The organism is Pseudoalteromonas nanhaiensis (genome assembly GCF_051235485.1).
GTDB classification, from domain to species: Bacteria; Pseudomonadota; Gammaproteobacteria; order Enterobacterales; family Alteromonadaceae; genus Pseudoalteromonas; species Pseudoalteromonas lipolytica_C.
Map to the genome: position 1 here is coordinate 1 of NZ_JBPNYQ010000014.1, position 20,162 is coordinate 20,162.

Sequence of the window (20,162 nt, forward strand, 5' to 3'; positions counted from 1 at the left end):
AATTATTGATTGAAAAAGATCAGTTACCTGAATTTAAGTAGGGGCAACTGATCAAAATATATGTGAAAGAGTACTAGAACCTAGGCTCTTAAAACTATTCCACAAACACTCTAAATCCCCATGCTGGAATTGTAAGTTCTGTTGTTTGAGTAAATTCCATTGCCTGTTTTGAAAAAGCATCAGTGTACTTACCTAAATATAATGGCTCTTCAAAACTGACTGTTTTTGGTTCTTTCGAGAAATTAAATACGGCAAATACTTTATCGTTGCCTTTTGCGCGAACAAAGCTAAGTACTGTTTTTGGTGCAGTGTTTGGTACATGTACCATGCGTCCACCAAATTGGCCATTCCATAGTGCTTCATTATTATGTTTGAGTTCAAACAGTGACTGATACAAGTCACCAATAGGGTGCTTTTGCCATTTTATAGGGTCACATTCGAAAAATTCGAGTCGTTTATCGTTGCCTGCTTCTTGGCCGTTGTAAATCATCGGGAAGCCTTCGCCAACTACAGACAGCGCAATGACAGATTCAAGCGCCTCACCGTAATGTTCAAACATGGTACCTTCCCAAGCATTGGTGTCATGGTTGGCAACACCTACAAGGCGATAAGCTTCAGTTGGGAATGCGCTTTCATTCCATGAATAATAAATAAATAGGGCGCTGACATCTGCATGACCATTTACAATTTTGCGCATGTGTTCAGACCATGACCAAGCGTATGTCATGTCAAAGGCTTCGGCATGTAAATCGCGCGATTCCCATTCAGCAAGCATTAAAACAGGCTTTATGTCATCAAGCTCACGGCGTACATTGTTCCAAAAGTCTACGGGTACAAAGCCTGCTACATCACAACGATAGCCATCAATACCGACTTCTTTTACCCAGTATTTCATCGACTCTGTCATGTACTCACGAAGCGCTAGTTTTGAATAATCAAAGTCGATAATGTCAGACCAATCCCACCAAGGCGTCGGTCTAAATTGGCCTTGATAGTCTCTATCGTACCAATCGGGGTGTTCATATCTAAGCCAGTTATCCCATGCGCTGTGGTTTGCTACCCAATCTAAAATAACGTACATGCCCATGTCATGTGCTTTATTCACAAAGGCTTTAAGATCATCTAGTGTGCCAAATTCAGGGTTTACTTTTCGGTAGTCTTTTACTGAGTAGGGGCTGCCTAAACTGCCTTTGCGATTTTCTTCACCAATAGGGTGAATTGGCATTAACCAAATAACATCGACACCTAATTTCTTTAAGCGCGGCAGTTGTTGCTGTGCGGCATTAAAAGTGCCTTCTTTAGTAAACTGGCGAGTATTTAGCTGATACATCACTGCATTTTTTGACCATGCCGGATGCGTTATCTTTACATAGGGTTTTGGTTGGTAGGCACTATTTGTTGTTTGAGTACACGCCGAAGCGAGTAAACAAAGTATGAATATAAGTAAGCACTTTTTTGTAATATGAGTCATTTTAAGGCCTTGTTGTCTAGTTTTATATGCTGATTGAAAAATCAGCAGGTGTCCTTACTATAGCCTTCGCGTTTAGCTGCAACAATAAAGTGCATACGTATTCACTTTGTGTTTACATAATCGATTAAGTTGATTCTTACTATTCTCTGATAATAAGCAACTAATAAAGTACTTAAATGATTAAATAAATGTGTTGAACAAAAGCCACTGCTAACAACCAAATAGTCAGTGGCTTGGTCCGCTTTTAAGCGGATAGTTGAAAAGTTGATTTGCTGGGATCCCAGCTAATGAGTCGGTTGATTTCAAGCTCTTTTAAAACGGTTAGCAATTCGGACTCACTTAAACAACAGCCTTGTTTTAGCTTATCAAGTGAAATCGCTTTGTCACGGCTATGAAACTTAGAGGCCAACATAATACGGTATATTAGTTTAGACTTACGGTTCATAACGCACCCCTCCACATTTTAATTTTGATAGCAGCGGTTGCTACTACTAATTGGTTTTATAATTAGGTTCAATGTGTACCGATGATTAATGACTATGGGCGATCTTTTTTTGTAAGTCAATCGTTATGTAAAGGTTAAATAAGTGTTTTGGAGTGGGCTGTTCATTTGTCATTTTTTGAAAATTTATAGCTTATTGAAATAGCAAAATAAGCTGTGAATTTTGATGAAAACTTTAATCTAAGCCTTCATTTTGGTTAATTTCGAGTACATCATTAATCGTGTTAAACAGCAGGTGTTTTTCAATAGGCTTACCAACGTGACCGTTAAAGCCGCAGTTCATATACTCGATAATATTTTCTTTCATTACATTGGCAGTAAGAGCGATAATAGGAACTGCTTCGTTAACTCTTCGTATATGAGCACACGCTTCAATGCCCCCCATATTTGGCATTTGAATGTCCATAAGTACTAGCCTAGGATTGAGCTTATTAAATAACTCTATAGCTTGTTTACCATCTTGTGCGAAGTGTAGTTCAGCATTGGTTTCTCCTAGCATTGATTTAATAATCATGGTGTTTAAAGGGTTATCCTCTGCTATTAATACCGTCTGATTTGTTAAGTCAGGTACTTTAATGTGAGTAATTGTTTCATCAATATGAGCTTTTTGAGATAGCTTAAGTGGTAAATACACTGTAAAACGGGTGCCCTTACCAAGTTCACTTTTTACATCAATACTACCACCCATGCGGTTTATTAAATTAACTGTAATCGACATGCCAAGACCTGTACCTCCAAAGCGCCTGGTAATGCTGTTATCGGCTTGCTGAAATCGATTGAAAAGATGAGACAGTCCTTCTTTGCTCATGCCAATACCCGTGTCGATAACATCTAATTCTATTCCCTCGCGCTGAGCAGCTTTTTTGACAATAACTTTTACACCTCCTTGTTCAGTGAATTTAACAGCATTAGATACTAGGTTTAACAGTATTTGTCTTATGCGTACCGGATCGCCAATCCATAAATCCTCTATATCATCACTAACTTCAATTTTTAAATAGATAGATTTTTCATTACAGACAGGCAAAAAATCAGAATTAATTGACTCAACGACCCGCGAGAGAGAAAAGTCTATTTGTTCAACTGATAGCTCGTTCGCCTCCATTTTAGAAAAGTCTAAAATATCGTTGATGATGGTAAGTAGTGATCGACAAGAAAACAGCGCCTTAGCAACAACTTCTATATTGTTCGGTTTTTGAATGTTTGGCTGTAAAATTTGTAATAGCCCCATAATGCCGTTTAAAGGGGTGCGGATTTCATGACTCATGTTAGCTAAAAACTCTGATTTTATTCGTGTGCCTTCTAAAGCACGCTCGGTGAGTTCAATCTGTTGTTTATAAGAGTTTGAAAGCTTTCTAAAGTAAACAAGCAATATGCTGGTAAGCAAGATGATGGTTAAAATATGTACGATGTAAGCGAGTTGAAAGTTGTTATTGATAGCAAGGCTTTTGTCCTTCAGTATCGTACTTATGTGTGTTTCGAATTCTGAAAGGGCCTTTAATGCCGCAGCATCATCCACTTTAGCCACTAAATCGATTTGCTCACTTGTAGCGCCTTCAGCAATCATTTTTATTGCAATGTTGAGTTTAGCTTCATACTCACTAACTGTTTTTGTAACGTCAGTAAGCGCTGTTTGATCGTATTCTTCTATTGCGCTGAGTTTGGATAGTAAGTCTTTTATTGCGGCAAGTTCATTTTTAATTTTGGGAAGGTAAAGCTCAGTGTTTTTTCTTAGCACCAAGTTTTTAAAATGATGAATAAAACCACCATAACCTAGTTTTTGAATAAGCTTGTCGTGAAGGACATAAACATTTGCTGCTGTTTCAGAATAATCATGCCATTGCGAGTCGACATTTTTATAAGAGAATAAAGAAGTAAAAGTAAGCAATATGACTAATGCAATCACGATAGATGCATTCATTTTTAACTTTTTTTTAGTTTGCAGCAGCGCTTTTGTCATTAGATTAAGGCATCTATCCCATTATTATTTTTAAGCATAGCAGCATTTTTTTATGTTCACATAAGAATGGACTAAAGTCAGAATGGCTTTTTATGTGAATAATAAAAAGCCTTAACGAATAACATGAAATAACCTAAAGCGATTAATAAGCTATTCATAAAAAATATTTTAAATCAATAGCACTGTACTTTTTTCTTACTTGTTGTATCTTAAGTTGGTACAGAATTTTAAGGTTTAATTGAGTGTAAGCTAACACTCATTTGTTAAGTGGAGTAAAGGATATGCAAGCGCAAACAGTCAAAGAATCAATTGCAACTATTCAATCAGGTGTTGCAAAAGCAGATGGTAAGCTTTTAGTTACAGAGCAAGACATTGTTTTTGAACCATTTAACAAAGAGTTAGGCCTAGGTCCATACACATTTTCACGATCGCAAATCAATAACGTTGATAAGTGTTCAGGTAAAGGCGCGGGTATTTTACCAATTACAGCTGATGGCATTCGTATTACGTTAAATAACCATGATGTATTTGAGTTTATTTTAGCAAACCCTGATGAGTGGCTAAGCGTACTTTCTCACTAAGCAAATAACCAATAGGCGGCATATTGATTGACGTATTACTATGCCGTTTTTTTACGCAATGAATACTCTTTCTGCGCAACTAGTTGATCTCAAACAATACTAAGGCAAACCTCTTAGGCTACTTTACACATCTAAACCATTAAATTGCTCGTTGCTTATTAAAGGAGGCTCTTGGGCAAATGATCAACTTAGATGAACAACGCCTAGTTTCGCTTGAACGCGGTTTTCATATTCCACCTAAACCTGAATTATTGAGCCAAATTGCTGATGAAATGCAAAAGTCGGATGCAAGTTTAGATAAAATAGCCCTACTAATTTCAAAAGACATTAGCCTTTCGGCCTTATTGTTAAAAACTATAAACAGCCCGGTGTTTGGCTTGCAACGCACTATAAGTGATATACGCCAAGCCGCGATGTTTTTAGGTTTAGAGCAGCTTAATCGGTTGGTAACGCTGGCCTTACTTAAGCAAAATTTTAAAGGCAATGCCTGCATAAGCTTAGAGCGCTTCTGGGATGAGTCGCTTGAAGTTGCCAATGCTTGTGTGCTGCTCGGTAATAGTTATAAGTCATTAATGCCAGTAGATGAGCTTTATTCTTTAGGGCTTTTTCATAATGTGGGTATTGCCGCAATGGCATTAAAATTTACAGATTATGTCGAGGTACTTAAACAAGCAAATCTAGCTAAAGAGCATGCGATTACAGACCTTGAACAAGCACGCTACCAGTGTGACCACGCGGTGATTGGTTACTTTATCTCTGTTTCTTGGCATTTACCTAAGCCACTTTGTCACGTTATTTTAAACCATCATAACACGCACTTTTTAGCGCAAAATAACGATGAACAACAACGTATGGCCTATGCCATTTTAAAATGTGCAGAAAGTGCTGTGGATTATGCCCGTCACCAACAATATTCAAGCGAATGGTTTAAAATCAAAGAGGCGTGCTTTACTGAGCTTGGTATTGTTGAGCAAGATTTTGCTGATATGGTCGAAGATTACGTCGACAATGCGATGGCAAGTTAAAGCCATTTAGTTTTATTTTCTCTTATCTTAACTTCGATGAGTTTGCGAGTGGTGAGTTTTCATCACTCTTTTTTAAATAGGCAGAAACTATTCAATATTAAATTTTCTGGTGTTAGCTGAGTTTTATTTTTCCAAAGAGTGCTTAACATTTCATGTGCTTGTAATAGGCACTAGCAGCGTTTGTTTTATAGACGTTTTTTGCCCATTCCCATTGATTCTAAGTTTTGTTCTTGAATAAAAAATTCCCCAAAACAAACACGCGAATGTAATTCTTCAATTCTTAAAAAACACTTGTCTTATAAATAATAATCATAACTCAATGATTTTAAATATCTTTTGATCTTAAGGTTAGTTGTGGGGGTGTTTTTCTGTCTCTTTTTTGGAATTTAATATTGTTAATATGAAAAATTTAAAGAATAAAATATCTTGATTTTATAAAATATTACTACTATTGTAGCCGCAATGTAACAATAAAGTTGTTACCAATTGTTGTTCAAAAGAGCATTTATGTAGTTTGTAGTCACAAATCTCTCACTTTTTAAAAAACGATAGGGTTACATTTCCATGAATAAAAAATTCTCCACGCTAACTGTTTGCATCAAAAAAGCATTGCTCCCAACTCTTTTACTTGGAACATGTGCACCAGCCTTTGCAGCTGATCAACAAAATGAAAAAAAGAAAGTTACAAAAGAAGATATTGAGCTGATAGAAGTCCGCGGCTATGCGGCGTCAGTTGAGAAAAGTATTAATATGAAACGCTTTTCAAACAGCGTAGTTGATGCAGTTTCTGCTGAAGATATCGGTAAATTTCCTGATCAAACAGTTGCAGATGCATTGCAACGAATTCCCGGCGTGCAAGTAGAGAAAGACTTAGGCGGTGAAAGCGACCGAGTGAGTATTCGTGGTACAGCACCTCATTTAAATATAACGCTGTTAAATGGCCAAAATGTGGCTTCTGCAACGGCTTCGGCATCAATTACACGCCCGTCGCGTGGTTTTAATTACTCATTATTACCAGCAGAAATGGTCGATACTCTCGAGGTTTATAAGTCTGCTGAAGCTGACATTGATGAGGGGTCAATTGGTGGCACTGTTGTAGTAAAAACACGTAAACCGCTTGATAGTGAAGCTAACTATGCAGCGCTTTCAGTAAAAGCATTCCACTTTGAAAACGCAGATGAAACTAAGCCATACGTGTCTGGTTTATATTCATGGAAAAATGAAGCCCAAGATTTTGGTTTTAATGTTGGCTTTGTGCATAAAGAAACAGCAACGCAGCGTGATAGTAAAGAAGTACGTTTTGGATATCGCAGCACAGATGCTAACCAAGATGGTAATGCAGAATTTTATCCAGGGGCAGTGGGTTACAACCGCTACGCAAGTGATAGCGATTTAGATACCGCAACAGCGACATTCCAATACGCTGCAAATGATAACCTTGATCTTGTTTTCAATAACTTATATTCAAAATCAGAACATGAATCATATGGAACGTATTCAAGCGGTTTTATCCTGCAAAATATTGCTAACATTGAGAACCCCGTTATCGTTGACGGTACGGTTGTCGCCGGTGATTTACCAGCACACAATAACTTGGGTTATTATGGTAATGCGGGCTACCGTGGTGAATTTAAGACTCAAGCTCATGATTTAAAAGTGACTTACAAAGCAGATGATTACACTGTTACAGGTCAGCTAGGTTACAGTAAAGCTGACGGTGAGGTGAGTGATGTTTATTCAGAGTACTATGCCAATACAAATGCGTCATTTACGTTAGAAAATGGTACGCCAGATGTGACTTTATCGGCAGATTTAAGCCCACAAGATTACCGTTTAGATTACAACCATAAAAATGACATACTCAATGACTCTGATGAGCTTTATGCGCAGTTTGACGTTGAATATTTACTAGACACTGGTTTTTTCACTGCAATTAAAGCGGGTGTAAAGTACCGTGAGCATACAAAAGCTGCCAGTTTGATGAAAGCCAACTATCCAAAAGTGTCAGCAGCAGGTGATAGCTTTAATTTGGGTATGTTTGCAAGCGATTCTACTAGCGACGGCATTTTATGGCAGTTTGATAATAACCAGTATGCAGATTGGATCTCGTCTACTAGCCCAACATCAGGTCCTTATGAGCACCTTGACTACACCTTCGACCTTGAAGAAACCGTTACAGCTGGCTACGTCAAAGCCGTGTTCGAGCACAATAAGTGGCGCGGTAATATGGGCGTACGCGCGGTTAAAACAGAGCTTGACTCTCGTTCAGTTGAGTACACAGGACGTAGTTTTGCGCCTGAAAATATTCAAGATGTATATAGCTCAAATAGCTACGATGACTTCTTACCAAGTGTAAACATTAATTATGACTTTACGGATGATGTTGTGCTTCGCTTTGCTGCGGCTAAAGTAATGTCTCGCCCTGACTACGATTTTTTATCAGCGCGTAAAAGTGGCTACTGTGCAGCGGCGACAGGCTGTAAAGGTTCACAAGGTAATCCAGACTTAAAACCTTATCGTTCGACTCAATATGATTTATCAGCTGAGTGGTACTTTAATGAGTCATCAATATTGTCATTAGCTTATTTCTACAAAGATATTGATTCGTATATCACCAATACAACGATTGAAAAGCAGTGGACATGGACAGACCCTGATACCGGCGTTGAAGAGGTTCGTGATTTCTTAGTGACTCAGCCTCAAAATGGCCTAGGCGGTGAGAATTCGGGCTTTGAAGTGAACTACACTCAAAAGCTTATGTATGGTTTTGGTATTCAAACCAACTATACATATTCAGATGCTGAACTAGAGCAAACACCAGAACAAAAAGCCGCAGGTGAAGAAGCTGTGTTGCCAAACAACTCAGAAGATACTTTTAATGCGACGGTTTATTATGAAAACACTGCTTTCAGTGCCCGTGTTTCTTATACATATCGTTCAGAATATTTTTATACTAATTACCTTGGCTTAAACCAGTATAAGGATGGTTTTGGCCAATATGATTTAAATGTTAGCTATAACATTTCTGAAGATTTTAATCTTATTTTCCAAGCTATTAACTTAACAAATGAAGAGCAAAAAGCAACTTCAGGTAATAGCACAGGTATGCCAGATGCTAATCGTCCATTAGCAATTCATGATTATGGTCGTCGCTTCTTGATTGGCGCACAAATGAAGTTCTAATACTCATTTGAGTTTAGTGAAATTGAAGGCACAGCAACATGATTGCTGTGCCTTTTTTATGAGGTTGATCATGTATTTAAAAATTTTATCGCTATTGAGCATGTGCTTGGTTTTAAGTGCGTGTAGTTTATTGTCAAAAAATGAAACAACGTATACTGAAAAACAACTGCTTGGTACGATTTACCAACCACAAGTCGCAAGGGAGTTTCGTGCTGCTTGGGTTGCCACAGTAGCAAACATTAACTGGCCAACTGAGCCTGGGTTAGCTGTTACAGAGCAAAAACGGCAAGCGATTCAAATTCTCGATAAATTACAACAGCATAACTTTAATACTGTGATTTTTCAGGTACGCCCGCAAGCAGATAGCTTCTATCACAGTAGTCGTGAGCCTTGGTCTTATTATTTAACTGGCGAGCAGGGCAGAGCTCCAGCACCATTTTATGACCCACTACAGTTTTGGATTGAGCAAGCACATAAGCGTGGCCTAAAGATACATGCGTGGTTCAATCCTTATCGAGCCCATCATCCTGATGGTGGTCCTGTGTCTGAACACTCTGTGGTCACACGTATGCCAGACCAAGTGGTAAAACTAAAAAATAGTACTTATTGGTTTTTACCAACCGATCAAGATGTGGTTGCTCACACCTTAAATACATTAACGGAACTTGTTAAAAATTACGATTTAGATGGTATTCACTACGATGACTACTTTTATCCTTACCCTTCTTATAATGAAGGCAAAGATTTCCCTGACGCATTACAATATCAGGCTTATGTAAAAGCGGGCGGCAAGTTAACAGTTGCAGATTGGCGTAGAGAAGCGGTCAATCAATTTGTTAAACGTCTTTATGCTCGTGTTAAAGAAACTAAACCCCATGTGTTAGTAGGCATTAGCCCATTTGGTATCTACAGACCCAATAATCCAGACTCAATTCGTGGCATGGATCAGTATGAGAAGCTCTATGCGGATGCTAAGTTATGGCTAAACGAGGGGTGGCTTGATTACTTAACTCCACAATTGTACTGGCCAATAAACCAGTACGCGCAAAGTTATCCACTGCTGGTAAATTGGTGGCAAACACAAAACACCAAACAACGTCATTTATGGCCGGGTATTAACGCACTTCGGTCGTTTGATACAGCGGGTGTCGATGAAGTGGTTAATCAGATCATGATTAACCGAGGATTTTTAGCATCGCCAGGCACTGTTTTTTGGAATGTTGCGGCGCTTGACGGTAGTCGATTAATGAGTGATGCATTAGCAAAAGGCGTGTTTCAGCACCAAGCATTAATACCGCAAACCCCTTGGATAGACATGCCAGCGGTTGAGCCATTTAAAGTTTCATATGAACGTTCAGCAAATCACATTGAGCTATCTTGGCAGCATGTAAATGAACCCCAAGTAACGCAGAGCTTGGTGTATTTTAAATACGGTGACGATTGGCATTATCAGCTTTATGCAAACAATAAACATACGCTCAAAGTTGCTACAGAAAAAGAGCAACAAACATTAACAACAATTAAAGTAATAGCCGTTGACAGATTAGGTAATCAAAGTGATGCAGTTCAATTAGAATTTTAGTTGAGGCTGTACTGCGTGTCCCCTAATTTGTTACGCTTTAAAAAACTAAAAAATGGATACTAAAGTGAAAGCAGTTTTGTTAAGTGCAATCGTACTGATTGGTAGTTCTTATTCATCATGGGCTACTGCCGCAACAAAGCATATCAAAATAGTAAAACCTGTGGTTGCAGCGTTTAAAGCAGGGGATAAAGCGGCGATTGCAGAACGAGTCCACTATCCATTGCAGCGTAAAGCCCCTCTTAAAGACATTGAGAATAAGCAAATGCTTATCGATAAATTTGAGCAGGTATTTGATCAGCAATTTGTTGAGTCGATAGCTAACTCAAATATTCGTCATGATTGGGAGATGATGGGTTGGCGCGGTATTATGTTTGATTCAGGCAAACTTTGGTTAGACTTTGATGGCTCTATTTGGGCTGTGCCCTATCAATCAGATGCAGAAAAAACATTACGCGAAGCGCTTATTGAAGAGCAAAAACAAGCTTTACACGAAACCCTTCGCGAATTTACTCAGCCGATACTAACTTGGAAGACAAAAAAGCATTTAATTCGTATTGATGAGTTGGCAGAAAATCAATACCGCTATGCGGCTTGGGATATTGAACAATCAATGCTGGATGAACCAAGATTGGTGATAACAGGGGGCACGTTAAGCTTTGATGGTAGTGGCGGTAACCATTTTTATAACTTCATGAATAACGGCTATCGCTATGTGTGTCATGTTATCGTGCTAGGTACTGAACAATCTCCGGCAGGGCAATTAGAAGTATTTAAAAATAATGTACAGATTTTGTCTGAGCCTGCTTTGGATTTTTAGGTGTTTTTACTTACTTTGAACTACACTTACTTTTTTAAAGGAGTAAGCTATGAGTACAAAATTTTGGATTTTAAGAGCTACTAGAGTTTTCACGCTGGTGGCTATTTTATTGTTTATGGTAGAAATCCTTAAAGGTCACGACACACAAAGCGCATTAAGTTTTGCGTTACTTTGGTCATTTATTGCAACGGCAATTTTTATCGCAACCCGTTTATATCACTCATCAAAAGGGCGGCATTGTGCACTTTGTAATGACACCCCTGATGATAAAAAAGCGAGTTAGCTTAGGTTATTAACAAACACGCCGCCCCATACCAACGCACAAATCGTTAAAGCAATCAGTACGGCTGCGGATCCTAAGTCTTTAGCTAGGCCTGATAATGGATGAATTTCAAGGCCTATTCGGTCTATGGCGGCTTCAATTGCCGTATTGACCACTTCAGCAAACATCACAAATAGCACAGATACAAGCAGCATGATTTTCTCATACAGGGTAATTTGCCAGACAAAAACCACGGCTATGGCAAGGACCAATAGTATCAGCTCTTGTTTAAAAGCAGATTCATGTTTTGCTAACCACGTGAATGCACGTTGGGAATTTTTAAATGCAAGGCGAATACGTTTAATGCCTATGGGTTTGTTAGTGCTATCAAATTGCATAGTATGAAATCTCTATTTCGTTAGCTTTGTTTTGAGCAAGCATACAAAATGTCTTGCTCAGGATTATATTTAGTACTTCCGACATGGGTTAAGCCAAGTAGGGTGTCAAAAATGTTATCGTGCGAAAAAGCATGGTTACGCTGTTGTTCAACACATTGGTTAAAATGGCTATCGGCTAGCTTATTACTCCAAAACAGCATAGGCACTTGAGTTTGCTCTTTTGGCGCTAATGCATATGGAAAACCGTGTAAATACAAACCTTTTTCACCTAACGACTCACCATGATCAGAGACATATAGCAGTGATTTATCATCCGCTTTACTGTCTTTAAGCAAGTTAATTAGTTTACTCAGCACTAAGTCGGTATAAGCAATGGTATTGTCATAGGTGTTTGTGAGTTGCTCGCTGCTACAATTTTGGATATCGCTACGTGGGCAGTCAGGCAAAAATTTAGTGTCTTTTTTTGGGTAGCGGCGATAGTAGGTTGGCCCATGTGAACCAATCATATGTAACACCACTAGTTGGTGTTTCGCATCACTTTTGGCAAGCTTTGCAGCTAACTCTTCAACCAGTACTTCATCAAAACAATAGCGTCCGTCACAAAGTGGGTTGCTCTTTGTAGGTTCTACAGTTTGTGAGTTTACCCGTACGCAAACCCCTTTACAGCTGCTATTGTTATCAATCCACGTTACTTCGACACCACTTCGTTGAATGATATCTAGGGCATTTTCTTGGCTTTGCGCGATGCGAGAATCATAGTGATTGCGGTCTAAGCGCGAGAACATGCAAGGTACAGAAATGGCCGTTGCGGTGCCACATGAACTAACATCACTGAAATATTTAACGCCAAGTTTAGGGGTATATTGATTAGTTGGCTTGTCGTAACCTTGCAGTGAAAAGTTTGCTGCACGGGCTGTTTCACCTACCACCATAATCGTCAGTGAACTTTGTTGCTTAGCTAATAGGTGCGGTGTTTTATCTAAGACTTTAAATGGTAAAGGTGGATAAAAATAATTATCGCGCAGGTACTTAAAGCCCGCAGTATAAAATGCAAAAGGGGTAATGTAGCTGGTTAATTGGCGATTATTTCGCCCTACAGATGCGTAATCTTTATAAAAAGGAACGGCAATAACAGCTACAGCAATAAACGCTGTAACGTTAAGAAGCGCAAAGCTTTTAAGACGAACACGAAAGTTTCCGACAATTTTAAAGCGAGAAAACAAGTAAGCAGGCAGTACGCCTAGCACAGCAATAAAAGCGATAACTTGTACATTAAGGTATGAAAATGCCTCGCCTGAATTTGTTTCTAAGATATTTTGCAGCATGCTTTTATCAAAGATAACACCGTAATTTAAGGTTGCATAAAACAACAACGATGAAACCACGATGCTTGTTAAAAGTACCGGTTTAACAAAGGTGATTAGCGATAACCAACTTAACACCATTGCCGTCATTGCCAATAAGAAAAACGGCACGGTTATTATGAATAACCAGTCGACATGCCCAGGCTTGGCTGCCGCCTCAAACACGTCATATAAAAATAAGCCGTTAAAAGCGATAACTAAATATAAAGACACTAGCCAGACAAATTGGCTGTAGCTAACGTGCCATTTTTTAGTAAAAAGTTGTTTAATTTGCATGCTCATAATCATTCCTCATCGCTACGATTTATTTGGTAAGCGATACAACTGTTCGGTATAAGCTAAATTGCTAAATAAGACGTGCGCTAATGCTTTTTTGGCAAGCTCAACGCTGCTATCTGTGTTATCGATGGCTACTTGCGTTTTACTTGCAGGGTCATAGCGCCAATAGCTCACTTTTTGGTTTGGCATCAGGATCACGGCTTCACCATTTTCTACGTAAGCAAAGTTGTCGTAGTACTGCATCATGGCGCGCTCAACAGGGTATTGTTTCGTTAAATCATAACCAAGCATAGGGGTTGCTTGCTCAACGCCTAATAACGACAACAAAGTAACAGGTAAATCAATTTGGCTGACTAAGCGAGTATCGCGCTTTGCATCCATATCACTATTAAGGATCACAGCAGGGATGTGGAATGATTTAAGCGGCACAGGCTCTGAGCCAAACACCCGTACATCATGATCAGCAACCACTAAAAATACCGTGTCTTGCCAGTAATCTTGCGTTTTTGCCTTCGCGATGAATTTACCAAGAGCATAATCAGCATATTTGATTGCTAGATCGCGTTTGTAGTTTTCTGGGTCGTGGCCTTCAGGCAGTGTTACTTTACCTTCTGGAATATCGAATGGATCGTGGTTACTTGAGGTAAACACAAGGCTGAAAAATGGTTTGCCCGATTTATTTAGCTCGTTTAGCTCTTTATCAGCTTGATTGAACAAGTCTTCGTCGCTTGCTCCCCACGACGAAATAAACTCAGGGTTTTGCATGTCATTAATATCTACAATATCGCTAAAACCATTGCCTAAGAAAAAGCTTTTCATATTATCGAAATGACTTTCACCGCCGTAAATAAACTGGGTGGTATAACCTGTTCGGCTTAATACATCAGCAAGTGAGAAAAAGTTACGCTGAGATTTAGAAAGTTTGACCACCGAGCGCGAAGGTGATGGGGTAAACCCAGTTGTTACCGCTTCGATACCGCGCACTGAGCGTGTGCCAGTGGCATATAAGTTATCAAACCCCCAGCCTTGTTGATAAAGCTTATCTAGTTCAGGAGTCACGCCAATGCCACCTAATTCACCAACAAAGCGTGCGCCTAAGCTTTCTTCTAAAATGATCACTAAATTCTTTTGTTTGCCGGTGTTAAAAGGCTGGTTGTTAGCAAGAGTAGGTATACTCTCAGTGATAAATTGCTGTTTATAGGCGGCTTGCTTGACTGTTTGTAAAATTTCATCACGTGGCATGGTGCCATACAAGCTACTGGCATTTTTTTCATTGCCCATATTTTTAATAGCAAATGCGACACTGTAAGTTGAATTAAGGGCCAAGGAGTTAACCAGCGAGTCACTTGAAAAGTACACTAACGCAGGGTTTAACGGGCGATGACTTACAGTACCTCTTGCGCTAATTAAACAAACTAATAAGGTGGTAACGAGTATTACAACTTGGCTAACCTTTTTAGTGTTTTGTTGTTTACTAAATGCTGCGCTTATAAAGCGATACGCAAACACACAACTTAATGTTGCAATAATCAAGCTGCTTATCATAGCCAGCAGATGGCCATTTAACAGCATAGAGAATACTTCTTGAGGGTAGTCTAGGTATTCGACAAATAAACGATTTGGTCGTACATCGTACTGGGTAATAAACGCGGGTGTCGAAGCCTCAACAACCACGATTAAAGTCACAACTATGCTGCTATAAAGAGTAAAAACATGCTGAAAAAAAGCAGTTTTGCTGCGCAAAAGCACATCAGCGAGTAACATTAAAACAGCCAAGGCTGACAAGTAACCTAAGCTGCTTAAGTCAACTCTTAAGCCGCCAAATAAAACGGCTAGGCTATCGCCATCAGCTAACCTTTGGTTTTGCCATACTAGCAAAGCTATTCTCGACAGTATAAATACTGACATTAAAATTAATGAAAAACGGAACAAAGGTTTTAAAACAGAGAGTTTTGCTGTCATAGTCATACTTACTTAATCGAAACTACGGCAATAGTAGGAAGCAAAACTTAAGAAATCCTTATGGTAATCTTAATATTTTCTAAACTAGAAAAACTTCAGTAAATCTTAAGTGAATCTTAAGATTCAAAGCGTAACCTGATGACGTAAAAGTGTTTTTACCTATTTGAGTAACATATGAAATTGTTAATTATTGAAGATTCAGTGTCATTAAGACGTAGTCTACGAATTGGCCTTGAAAACCTAGGTTTTACCATTGATGAAACTGGCGATGGTGCTGAAGGACTTAGTATGGCAATGACAGGAGATTACGAATTAATCATACTCGACATTATGTTACCCAGCATTGATGGTATTACCTTATTACAAACAATTAGAGCAAAGCAGCTCGATGTGCGTGTGCTGATTTTATCTGCCAAGCAAGAGCCTGAAGACAAAGTGAAAGGGCTGCTGACAGGGGCCGATGACTACCTAACAAAACCATTTTCGTTTGATGAGCTTCATGCAAGGTTATTAAACTTGATGCGTCGCGGTGGCTTGAAAACAATCAGTGACGTGATAAGCATAGATAACCTGTCTTTGAACTTACAATTAAAACTGTTGCAAGTCGGTGACACTGTCATCGACCTTACACCCAACGAATACAAAATTGTTGAGTGCTTATTTAGCAATCAAAATAAAGTGATTACATCAGAAAAGTTAAGTACTTATATTGCTGGGCAATATGACTTGGTTTCGAAAAACTCTATTGAGGCGCATTTATCATCGGCACGTAAAAAGGTTAGAGCAGCAGGTGGCGAGTTACCTATTCAAACTAAGCGTGGTTTTGGTTATATCATTCAAGGAAAATAATGAAATCAATTCGCAGTAAGTTGGTTGTTACTCTTTCGATAGCAATAACAGGGCTTGTATTAAGTATATTATTAGCAACGGACATCGCTGTTGATAGCTGGGTTGATAATGAATTTAATCGAGGCTTACATTCTAAAGCTGGCATGCTGATGACGCTGGTTCATGAAGATGAAGAAGGGTTGGCTTTTAATTTCTCGAGTGAATTTATGCCAGAGTTTGATGGGCAGCTTGAGCCTGAGTATTTTCAGATGTGGACTGAGGAGGGGGTGTTTACACGCTCACAAAGCCTTAATTTATTTGCGTTGAAGAACCTTAAGTTTGAAGAGTTAAAATTGGGTGAAACGAAAATAATGAGCACCCAGCTACCGGATGGTCGTGATGGACGAATCATTTATACTCGTTTTCAGCCGCAACTTGACTCGCACTCACATAGGAATTTTTATGATGGAGTGAGTAGACCACATCACAGCACGCTTACTTTGGCCTATGCCGCGTCTTCTGAAGAAGTTGATTTTATTTTGTGGTTAATTGACGTTATTTTTATTGTTACCACAGTGACCGTCATTGTGTTTATTCGGCTTTTTGTACGTAAATCGGTCGACAGCTCGCTAGCACCACTCAATAAATTAAATCGTGATATAAGTAAGCTCAGTATCGCTGATAAAAACGCAATAATTGTTGTTAAAGAACCAGTTAAAGAGCTGCAGCCGATTGTAAATAGCTTAAATGCCTTTATTCAAGAAAATAGGCAGCTTTACTTTCGCGAAAAACGTTTAACCTCAGACATCGCTCATGAACTAAAAACCCCTATTGCTGAGCTAATCAACATGACCGAAGTGGCAATTCGTTTTCCTGATGAAAAAGAATTTGAAGCCGATTTTAAACCCGAGGTACTAAAAATTAGCCAACGGTTAAAAAGCATTGTGTCGAACTTATTGCTACTGCATAAATACAGCAATGAAGCACTCCCAAAACAAGACGCTTGTGATTTAAATCAGGTCATAATGCGCATCTTAGAAAAGTGCGATTTAGAGCGAGTTGAATTTGCACTTCAAGAAGATATACCGGCGATTGTTAGTAATCTATTTGCACTTGAATCAATCATCACCAACCTTGTCAATAACGCTAAACAATATAGCCCAGAAAAGAGCGTAGTGATTGTAAGTACGCAGTTGAATGACGAGGGTAAGTTGCAATTCTCTGTTACTAATGAATTAAAAGTATCCTTAACAGATGAAGATATTAGCCAGTTATTTGATCCACTATGGCAAAAAGACAGTGCCAGAACGTCTAATGATAACTTCGGTTTAGGTTTATCAATTGCCAAGGCGTTAAGTCGAGCAATTGGTGCAGAGCTTCATGTTTCGTTAAGTGGGCAAAACATAATCTTTAGTTTGATTATTGCTTAAGGTTTTGCAGCTAATTATTTTATGTGCAAAACTGTTCGTACTAACATGTAATAAAAAACAACAATAAGGAACAACACAATGGGAAAAATTATAGGGATTGCTTTAATTGTTATTGGTGTAGCACTCGCGGTTTGGGGTTACAACGTGTATGACTCGGCGAGTGCGCAAATTAGCCGAACTTTTAGCGGCGATACGCCGATTGAAGCTTGGTTAGGTATGGTGGGTGGCGCAATTTGCGCGGTTGTCGGTATTTTAAAAGTTAAATAGCCTCAAATATTGAAATCGCTCAGCTAATACCTGATACTGTAATTATATACAGTATCAGGTTTGGCTATGAAAACACAATTACCAGCAAAATATTATTTAAGTCACTTCTTTGAGCTTGCTGAGTTTATTCAATCTCAGTGCAGGCATCTGCTTTTAGCAGAGCAGCAGCAATTTCTTAAAAAACTCCTTCAACTTGATGAGCAAAGCTTGTGTACTTTGCTGCGTATTTATTCTCGTAAGCCAAAAATTGTCGCATTGTCATCATTAAATTATGAAGAGATCCCTAATCTTCACGGTGCTATTTTTAAGTTAAAACAACAAGGACTGGTAGCGCATCCTAACAACGACGAATTAGATCTATTGCTTGAACATTTAACAAAGCCAACCCTGTTAACCTTATTAGCAAACGATGCGTTAATGGCGACTCAAGCTGATTACAAAAAATCAGCCAGCAAACAGAGCTTAACCCAACTGTGTAAACAACATATCGATCGTAGCCACGCTGATTTAGAGGCATTGTTTAGTCAGTTTGTAGTTAATAGCCGAGACCAATATTATGAATATTTTGAGTTTTTATACAGTGGCCGACTGAGTGGCGGCGATATAAATCATCAAAACCGATTTGTGATGCGAGACTTAGGAATTGCAAAAGTGCGTAGCGATGTCAGCGAGAGCTTATCGCGTTTTCAAACGCTAGCCGAGGCACAAACACATTATCAATTAAACCAATTACGCATGCAGTTTAAGCAAAGCGAGTCACAAACACAGTATCAAAACTTAGCCCAAGCGCTTTTAGCTATCAGCTGTGAAGATGAACTAGCCCAGAGTATTAAAAATAAGTTACTTATTCGCCTATACAAACAACTCAAAGAGCATAACTTAGCATTTGCATTTGAGTTACTTGAGCACTGTGAAGGCAGCAGTGAAGCGCAAGAGCTGGCAATTCGCCAGCGTTATAAGCAAGGAGATAAAGACTGGGTTGAGCAAAAGCTTGAAAGTATTATTCAAGACCCACTTGATGATGGCATTTTGTATTTTGCTGAAGATTTTTTACAGCGTAAATATAACAAGCAACAACGTTCACGCTTAACACAAATGCTCATGGATACAGAGCATCAATTAGAGATTGATGATATTTACCGTGGCGATGTAGAGCAAGGAGTGTGCGAGCACTATCAACAGCTAGGTAACACGGTATTTTTTACTGAGAATAATCTTTGGTTGAGCTTCTTTACCTTAACGTTTTGGCAAGAACTCTTTATAGATACAGCGCACCCGCCGTGTAATGAATTTGATATTTACCCAAAGGTGTTGCAGGCTGATTGCTTTTACACTTTGCAACAAACACAAATTGAGCAAAAGCTTGCAAATTTCACTAGCAATGAAGCCTTGTATAAACATGTCTGCAAAAATGCAGGACAGTTTTACGAAACACCTAATGGTGTTTTTATGTGGCATAGCGATATTTTAGAACCGCTAGAGGTATTAATAAAACACAGCCCGCTTGCAAATTTAAAAGCGCATTTATTACAAATGTCAAAAACCTTTAAGCAGCTAAAAGACGGCTATCCAGACTTGATGGTCCTAAAAGGTGATAAGCTCACCTTTGAAGAAGTAAAAGCCCCTGGCGACAAACTAAGACGTAACCAACTTGTCAGTATTGAGGTGTTAAAACAGCAGGGCTTTGCAGTAAATATCGTTGCAGTAAATTGGTTTAATGATCCGAACCATATTTATAGTGTCGTTGATATAGAAACCACGGGTGGCGTACAAGGTAATAATAAAATCACCGAAATTGCAGTTGTGCAGTTACAAGCGGGCGAAGTGATAAAGCAATGGGCAAGTTTAATCAATCCTGAGCGAAGTATTCCTGCCTTTATCACTAAGCTAACAGGGATTAATGCTGCGATGGTGCGTGATGCTCCTCGCTTTGAAGAGGTTGCCGATACACTGCGTTCACTTTTAAAAGGCAGTGTTTTTGTTGCCCATAATGTGAATTTTGATTACGGTTTTATTCGCAAAGAATACAATGCAATCGGGCAGGGCTTTAAAATGCCAAAGCTTTGTACAGTGGTTGAATCGCGCAAAGCATTTCCAAAGCTTAAGTCTTATTCACTCGGTAATTTAGCGGCACATTTTGAATTGAATTTAACTAATCATCACCGAGCATTAGCCGATGCGACTGCCACTGCAGAGCTGCTAAAACTTATCCAACAAACACAATCAAAAAAGGCGAGTTAATCTCGCCTTT

Annotated in this window: 16 protein-coding genes; 10 read left to right on the top strand and 6 right to left on the bottom strand. The window is 38.9% G+C overall.

Annotation, left to right across the window (positions count from 1 at the left end; translation table 11 throughout):
* Window positions 1–94: 94 nt before the first annotated feature.
* The 3 genes from ACSFVZ_RS12780 to ACSFVZ_RS12790 all read right to left on the bottom strand — a co-directional run bounded on the left by ACSFVZ_RS12780 (window position 95) and on the right by ACSFVZ_RS12790 (window position 3,894).
* Window positions 95–1,471 (bottom strand): alpha-amylase family glycosyl hydrolase, encoded by a 1,377-nt coding sequence (locus ACSFVZ_RS12780; protein ID WP_435558994.1) that lies wholly within the window; start codon window positions 1,469–1,471, stop codon window positions 95–97.
* 244 nt (window positions 1,472–1,715) lie between these two features.
* The gene (locus ACSFVZ_RS12785) at window positions 1,716–1,916 is read right to left on the bottom strand and encodes a hypothetical protein (protein WP_235383475.1); all 201 of its coding nucleotides are present in this window, start codon (window positions 1,914–1,916) and stop codon (window positions 1,716–1,718) included.
* Between the two features lie 232 nt (window positions 1,917–2,148).
* Window positions 2,149–3,894 carry an ATP-binding protein gene (locus tag ACSFVZ_RS12790; RefSeq protein WP_435558995.1) on the bottom strand — a complete coding sequence of 582 codons (1,746 nt, stop codon included), beginning with the start codon at window positions 3,892–3,894 and terminating at the stop codon, window positions 2,149–2,151.
* A 320-nt stretch (window positions 3,895–4,214) separates the two neighbouring features.
* Between ACSFVZ_RS12790 and ACSFVZ_RS12795 the strand changes: the two genes are divergently transcribed.
* The 6 genes from ACSFVZ_RS12795 (at window position 4,215) to ACSFVZ_RS12820 (ending at window position 11,404) form a co-directional block, all read left to right on the top strand.
* Window positions 4,215–4,514 (top strand): hypothetical protein, encoded by a 300-nt coding sequence (locus ACSFVZ_RS12795; RefSeq protein ID WP_435558996.1) that lies wholly within the window; start codon window positions 4,215–4,217, stop codon window positions 4,512–4,514.
* 179 nt (window positions 4,515–4,693) lie between these two features.
* Complete coding sequence (locus ACSFVZ_RS12800) at window positions 4,694–5,539, top strand: HDOD domain-containing protein (RefSeq protein ID WP_421966250.1); 846 nt, start codon at window positions 4,694–4,696, stop codon at window positions 5,537–5,539.
* A gap of 564 nt (window positions 5,540–6,103) precedes the next feature.
* Window positions 6,104–8,722 carry a TonB-dependent receptor gene (locus ACSFVZ_RS12805; RefSeq protein ID WP_435558997.1) on the top strand — a complete coding sequence of 873 codons (2,619 nt, stop codon included), beginning with the start codon at window positions 6,104–6,106 and terminating at the stop codon, window positions 8,720–8,722.
* Between the two features lie 70 nt (window positions 8,723–8,792).
* Window positions 8,793–10,304 (top strand): glycoside hydrolase family 10-like protein, encoded by a 1,512-nt coding sequence (locus ACSFVZ_RS12810; protein WP_435558998.1) that lies wholly within the window; start codon window positions 8,793–8,795, stop codon window positions 10,302–10,304.
* Between the two features lie 64 nt (window positions 10,305–10,368).
* Window positions 10,369–11,121, top strand: coding sequence for a hypothetical protein (locus tag ACSFVZ_RS12815; RefSeq protein ID WP_435558999.1), 753 nt, complete (start codon window positions 10,369–10,371; stop codon window positions 11,119–11,121).
* 49 nt (window positions 11,122–11,170) lie between these two features.
* On the top strand, window positions 11,171–11,404 hold the full coding sequence (locus ACSFVZ_RS12820) for a hypothetical protein (protein WP_135924040.1): 234 nt from the start codon (window positions 11,171–11,173) through the stop codon (window positions 11,402–11,404).
* Here ACSFVZ_RS12820 and ACSFVZ_RS12825 read toward each other — a convergent pair.
* From ACSFVZ_RS12825 to ACSFVZ_RS12835, 3 genes are read right to left on the bottom strand one after another with little or no spacing between them, the layout of a single operon-like run.
* The gene (locus tag ACSFVZ_RS12825; RefSeq protein ID WP_435559001.1) at window positions 11,401–11,781 is read right to left on the bottom strand and encodes a diacylglycerol kinase; all 381 of its coding nucleotides are present in this window, start codon (window positions 11,779–11,781) and stop codon (window positions 11,401–11,403) included. The two genes, ACSFVZ_RS12820 and ACSFVZ_RS12825, sit on opposite strands and share 4 nt — an antisense overlap.
* Window positions 11,782–11,801: 20 nt before the next feature.
* Complete coding sequence (locus ACSFVZ_RS12830) at window positions 11,802–13,427, bottom strand: phosphoethanolamine transferase (protein ID WP_435559002.1); 1,626 nt, start codon at window positions 13,425–13,427, stop codon at window positions 11,802–11,804.
* 15 nt (window positions 13,428–13,442) lie between these two features.
* Window positions 13,443–15,386 carry an LTA synthase family protein gene (locus tag ACSFVZ_RS12835; protein ID WP_435559003.1) on the bottom strand — a complete coding sequence of 648 codons (1,944 nt, stop codon included), beginning with the start codon at window positions 15,384–15,386 and terminating at the stop codon, window positions 13,443–13,445.
* Between the two features lie 174 nt (window positions 15,387–15,560).
* On the opposite strand from ACSFVZ_RS12835, the gene ACSFVZ_RS12840 reads away from it, so the two are divergent.
* The 4 genes from ACSFVZ_RS12840 to ACSFVZ_RS12855 all read left to right on the top strand — a co-directional run bounded on the left by ACSFVZ_RS12840 (window position 15,561) and on the right by ACSFVZ_RS12855 (window position 20,152).
* Window positions 15,561–16,235: a response regulator transcription factor gene (locus ACSFVZ_RS12840; RefSeq protein ID WP_435559004.1), complete on the top strand. Its 675-nt coding sequence runs from the start codon at window positions 15,561–15,563 to the stop codon at window positions 16,233–16,235.
* Complete coding sequence (locus tag ACSFVZ_RS12845; RefSeq protein WP_435559005.1) at window positions 16,235–17,644, top strand: sensor histidine kinase; 1,410 nt, start codon at window positions 16,235–16,237, stop codon at window positions 17,642–17,644. Before ACSFVZ_RS12840 ends, ACSFVZ_RS12845 begins: the two co-directional genes overlap by 1 nt.
* A 78-nt stretch (window positions 17,645–17,722) precedes the next feature.
* Window positions 17,723–17,911 carry a DUF3185 family protein gene (locus tag ACSFVZ_RS12850; RefSeq protein ID WP_135924046.1) on the top strand — a complete coding sequence of 63 codons (189 nt, stop codon included), beginning with the start codon at window positions 17,723–17,725 and terminating at the stop codon, window positions 17,909–17,911.
* A gap of 66 nt (window positions 17,912–17,977) precedes the next feature.
* Window positions 17,978–20,152 (top strand): exonuclease domain-containing protein, encoded by a 2,175-nt coding sequence (locus tag ACSFVZ_RS12855; protein WP_435559006.1) that lies wholly within the window; start codon window positions 17,978–17,980, stop codon window positions 20,150–20,152.
* Window positions 20,153–20,162: the final 10 nt, after the last annotated feature.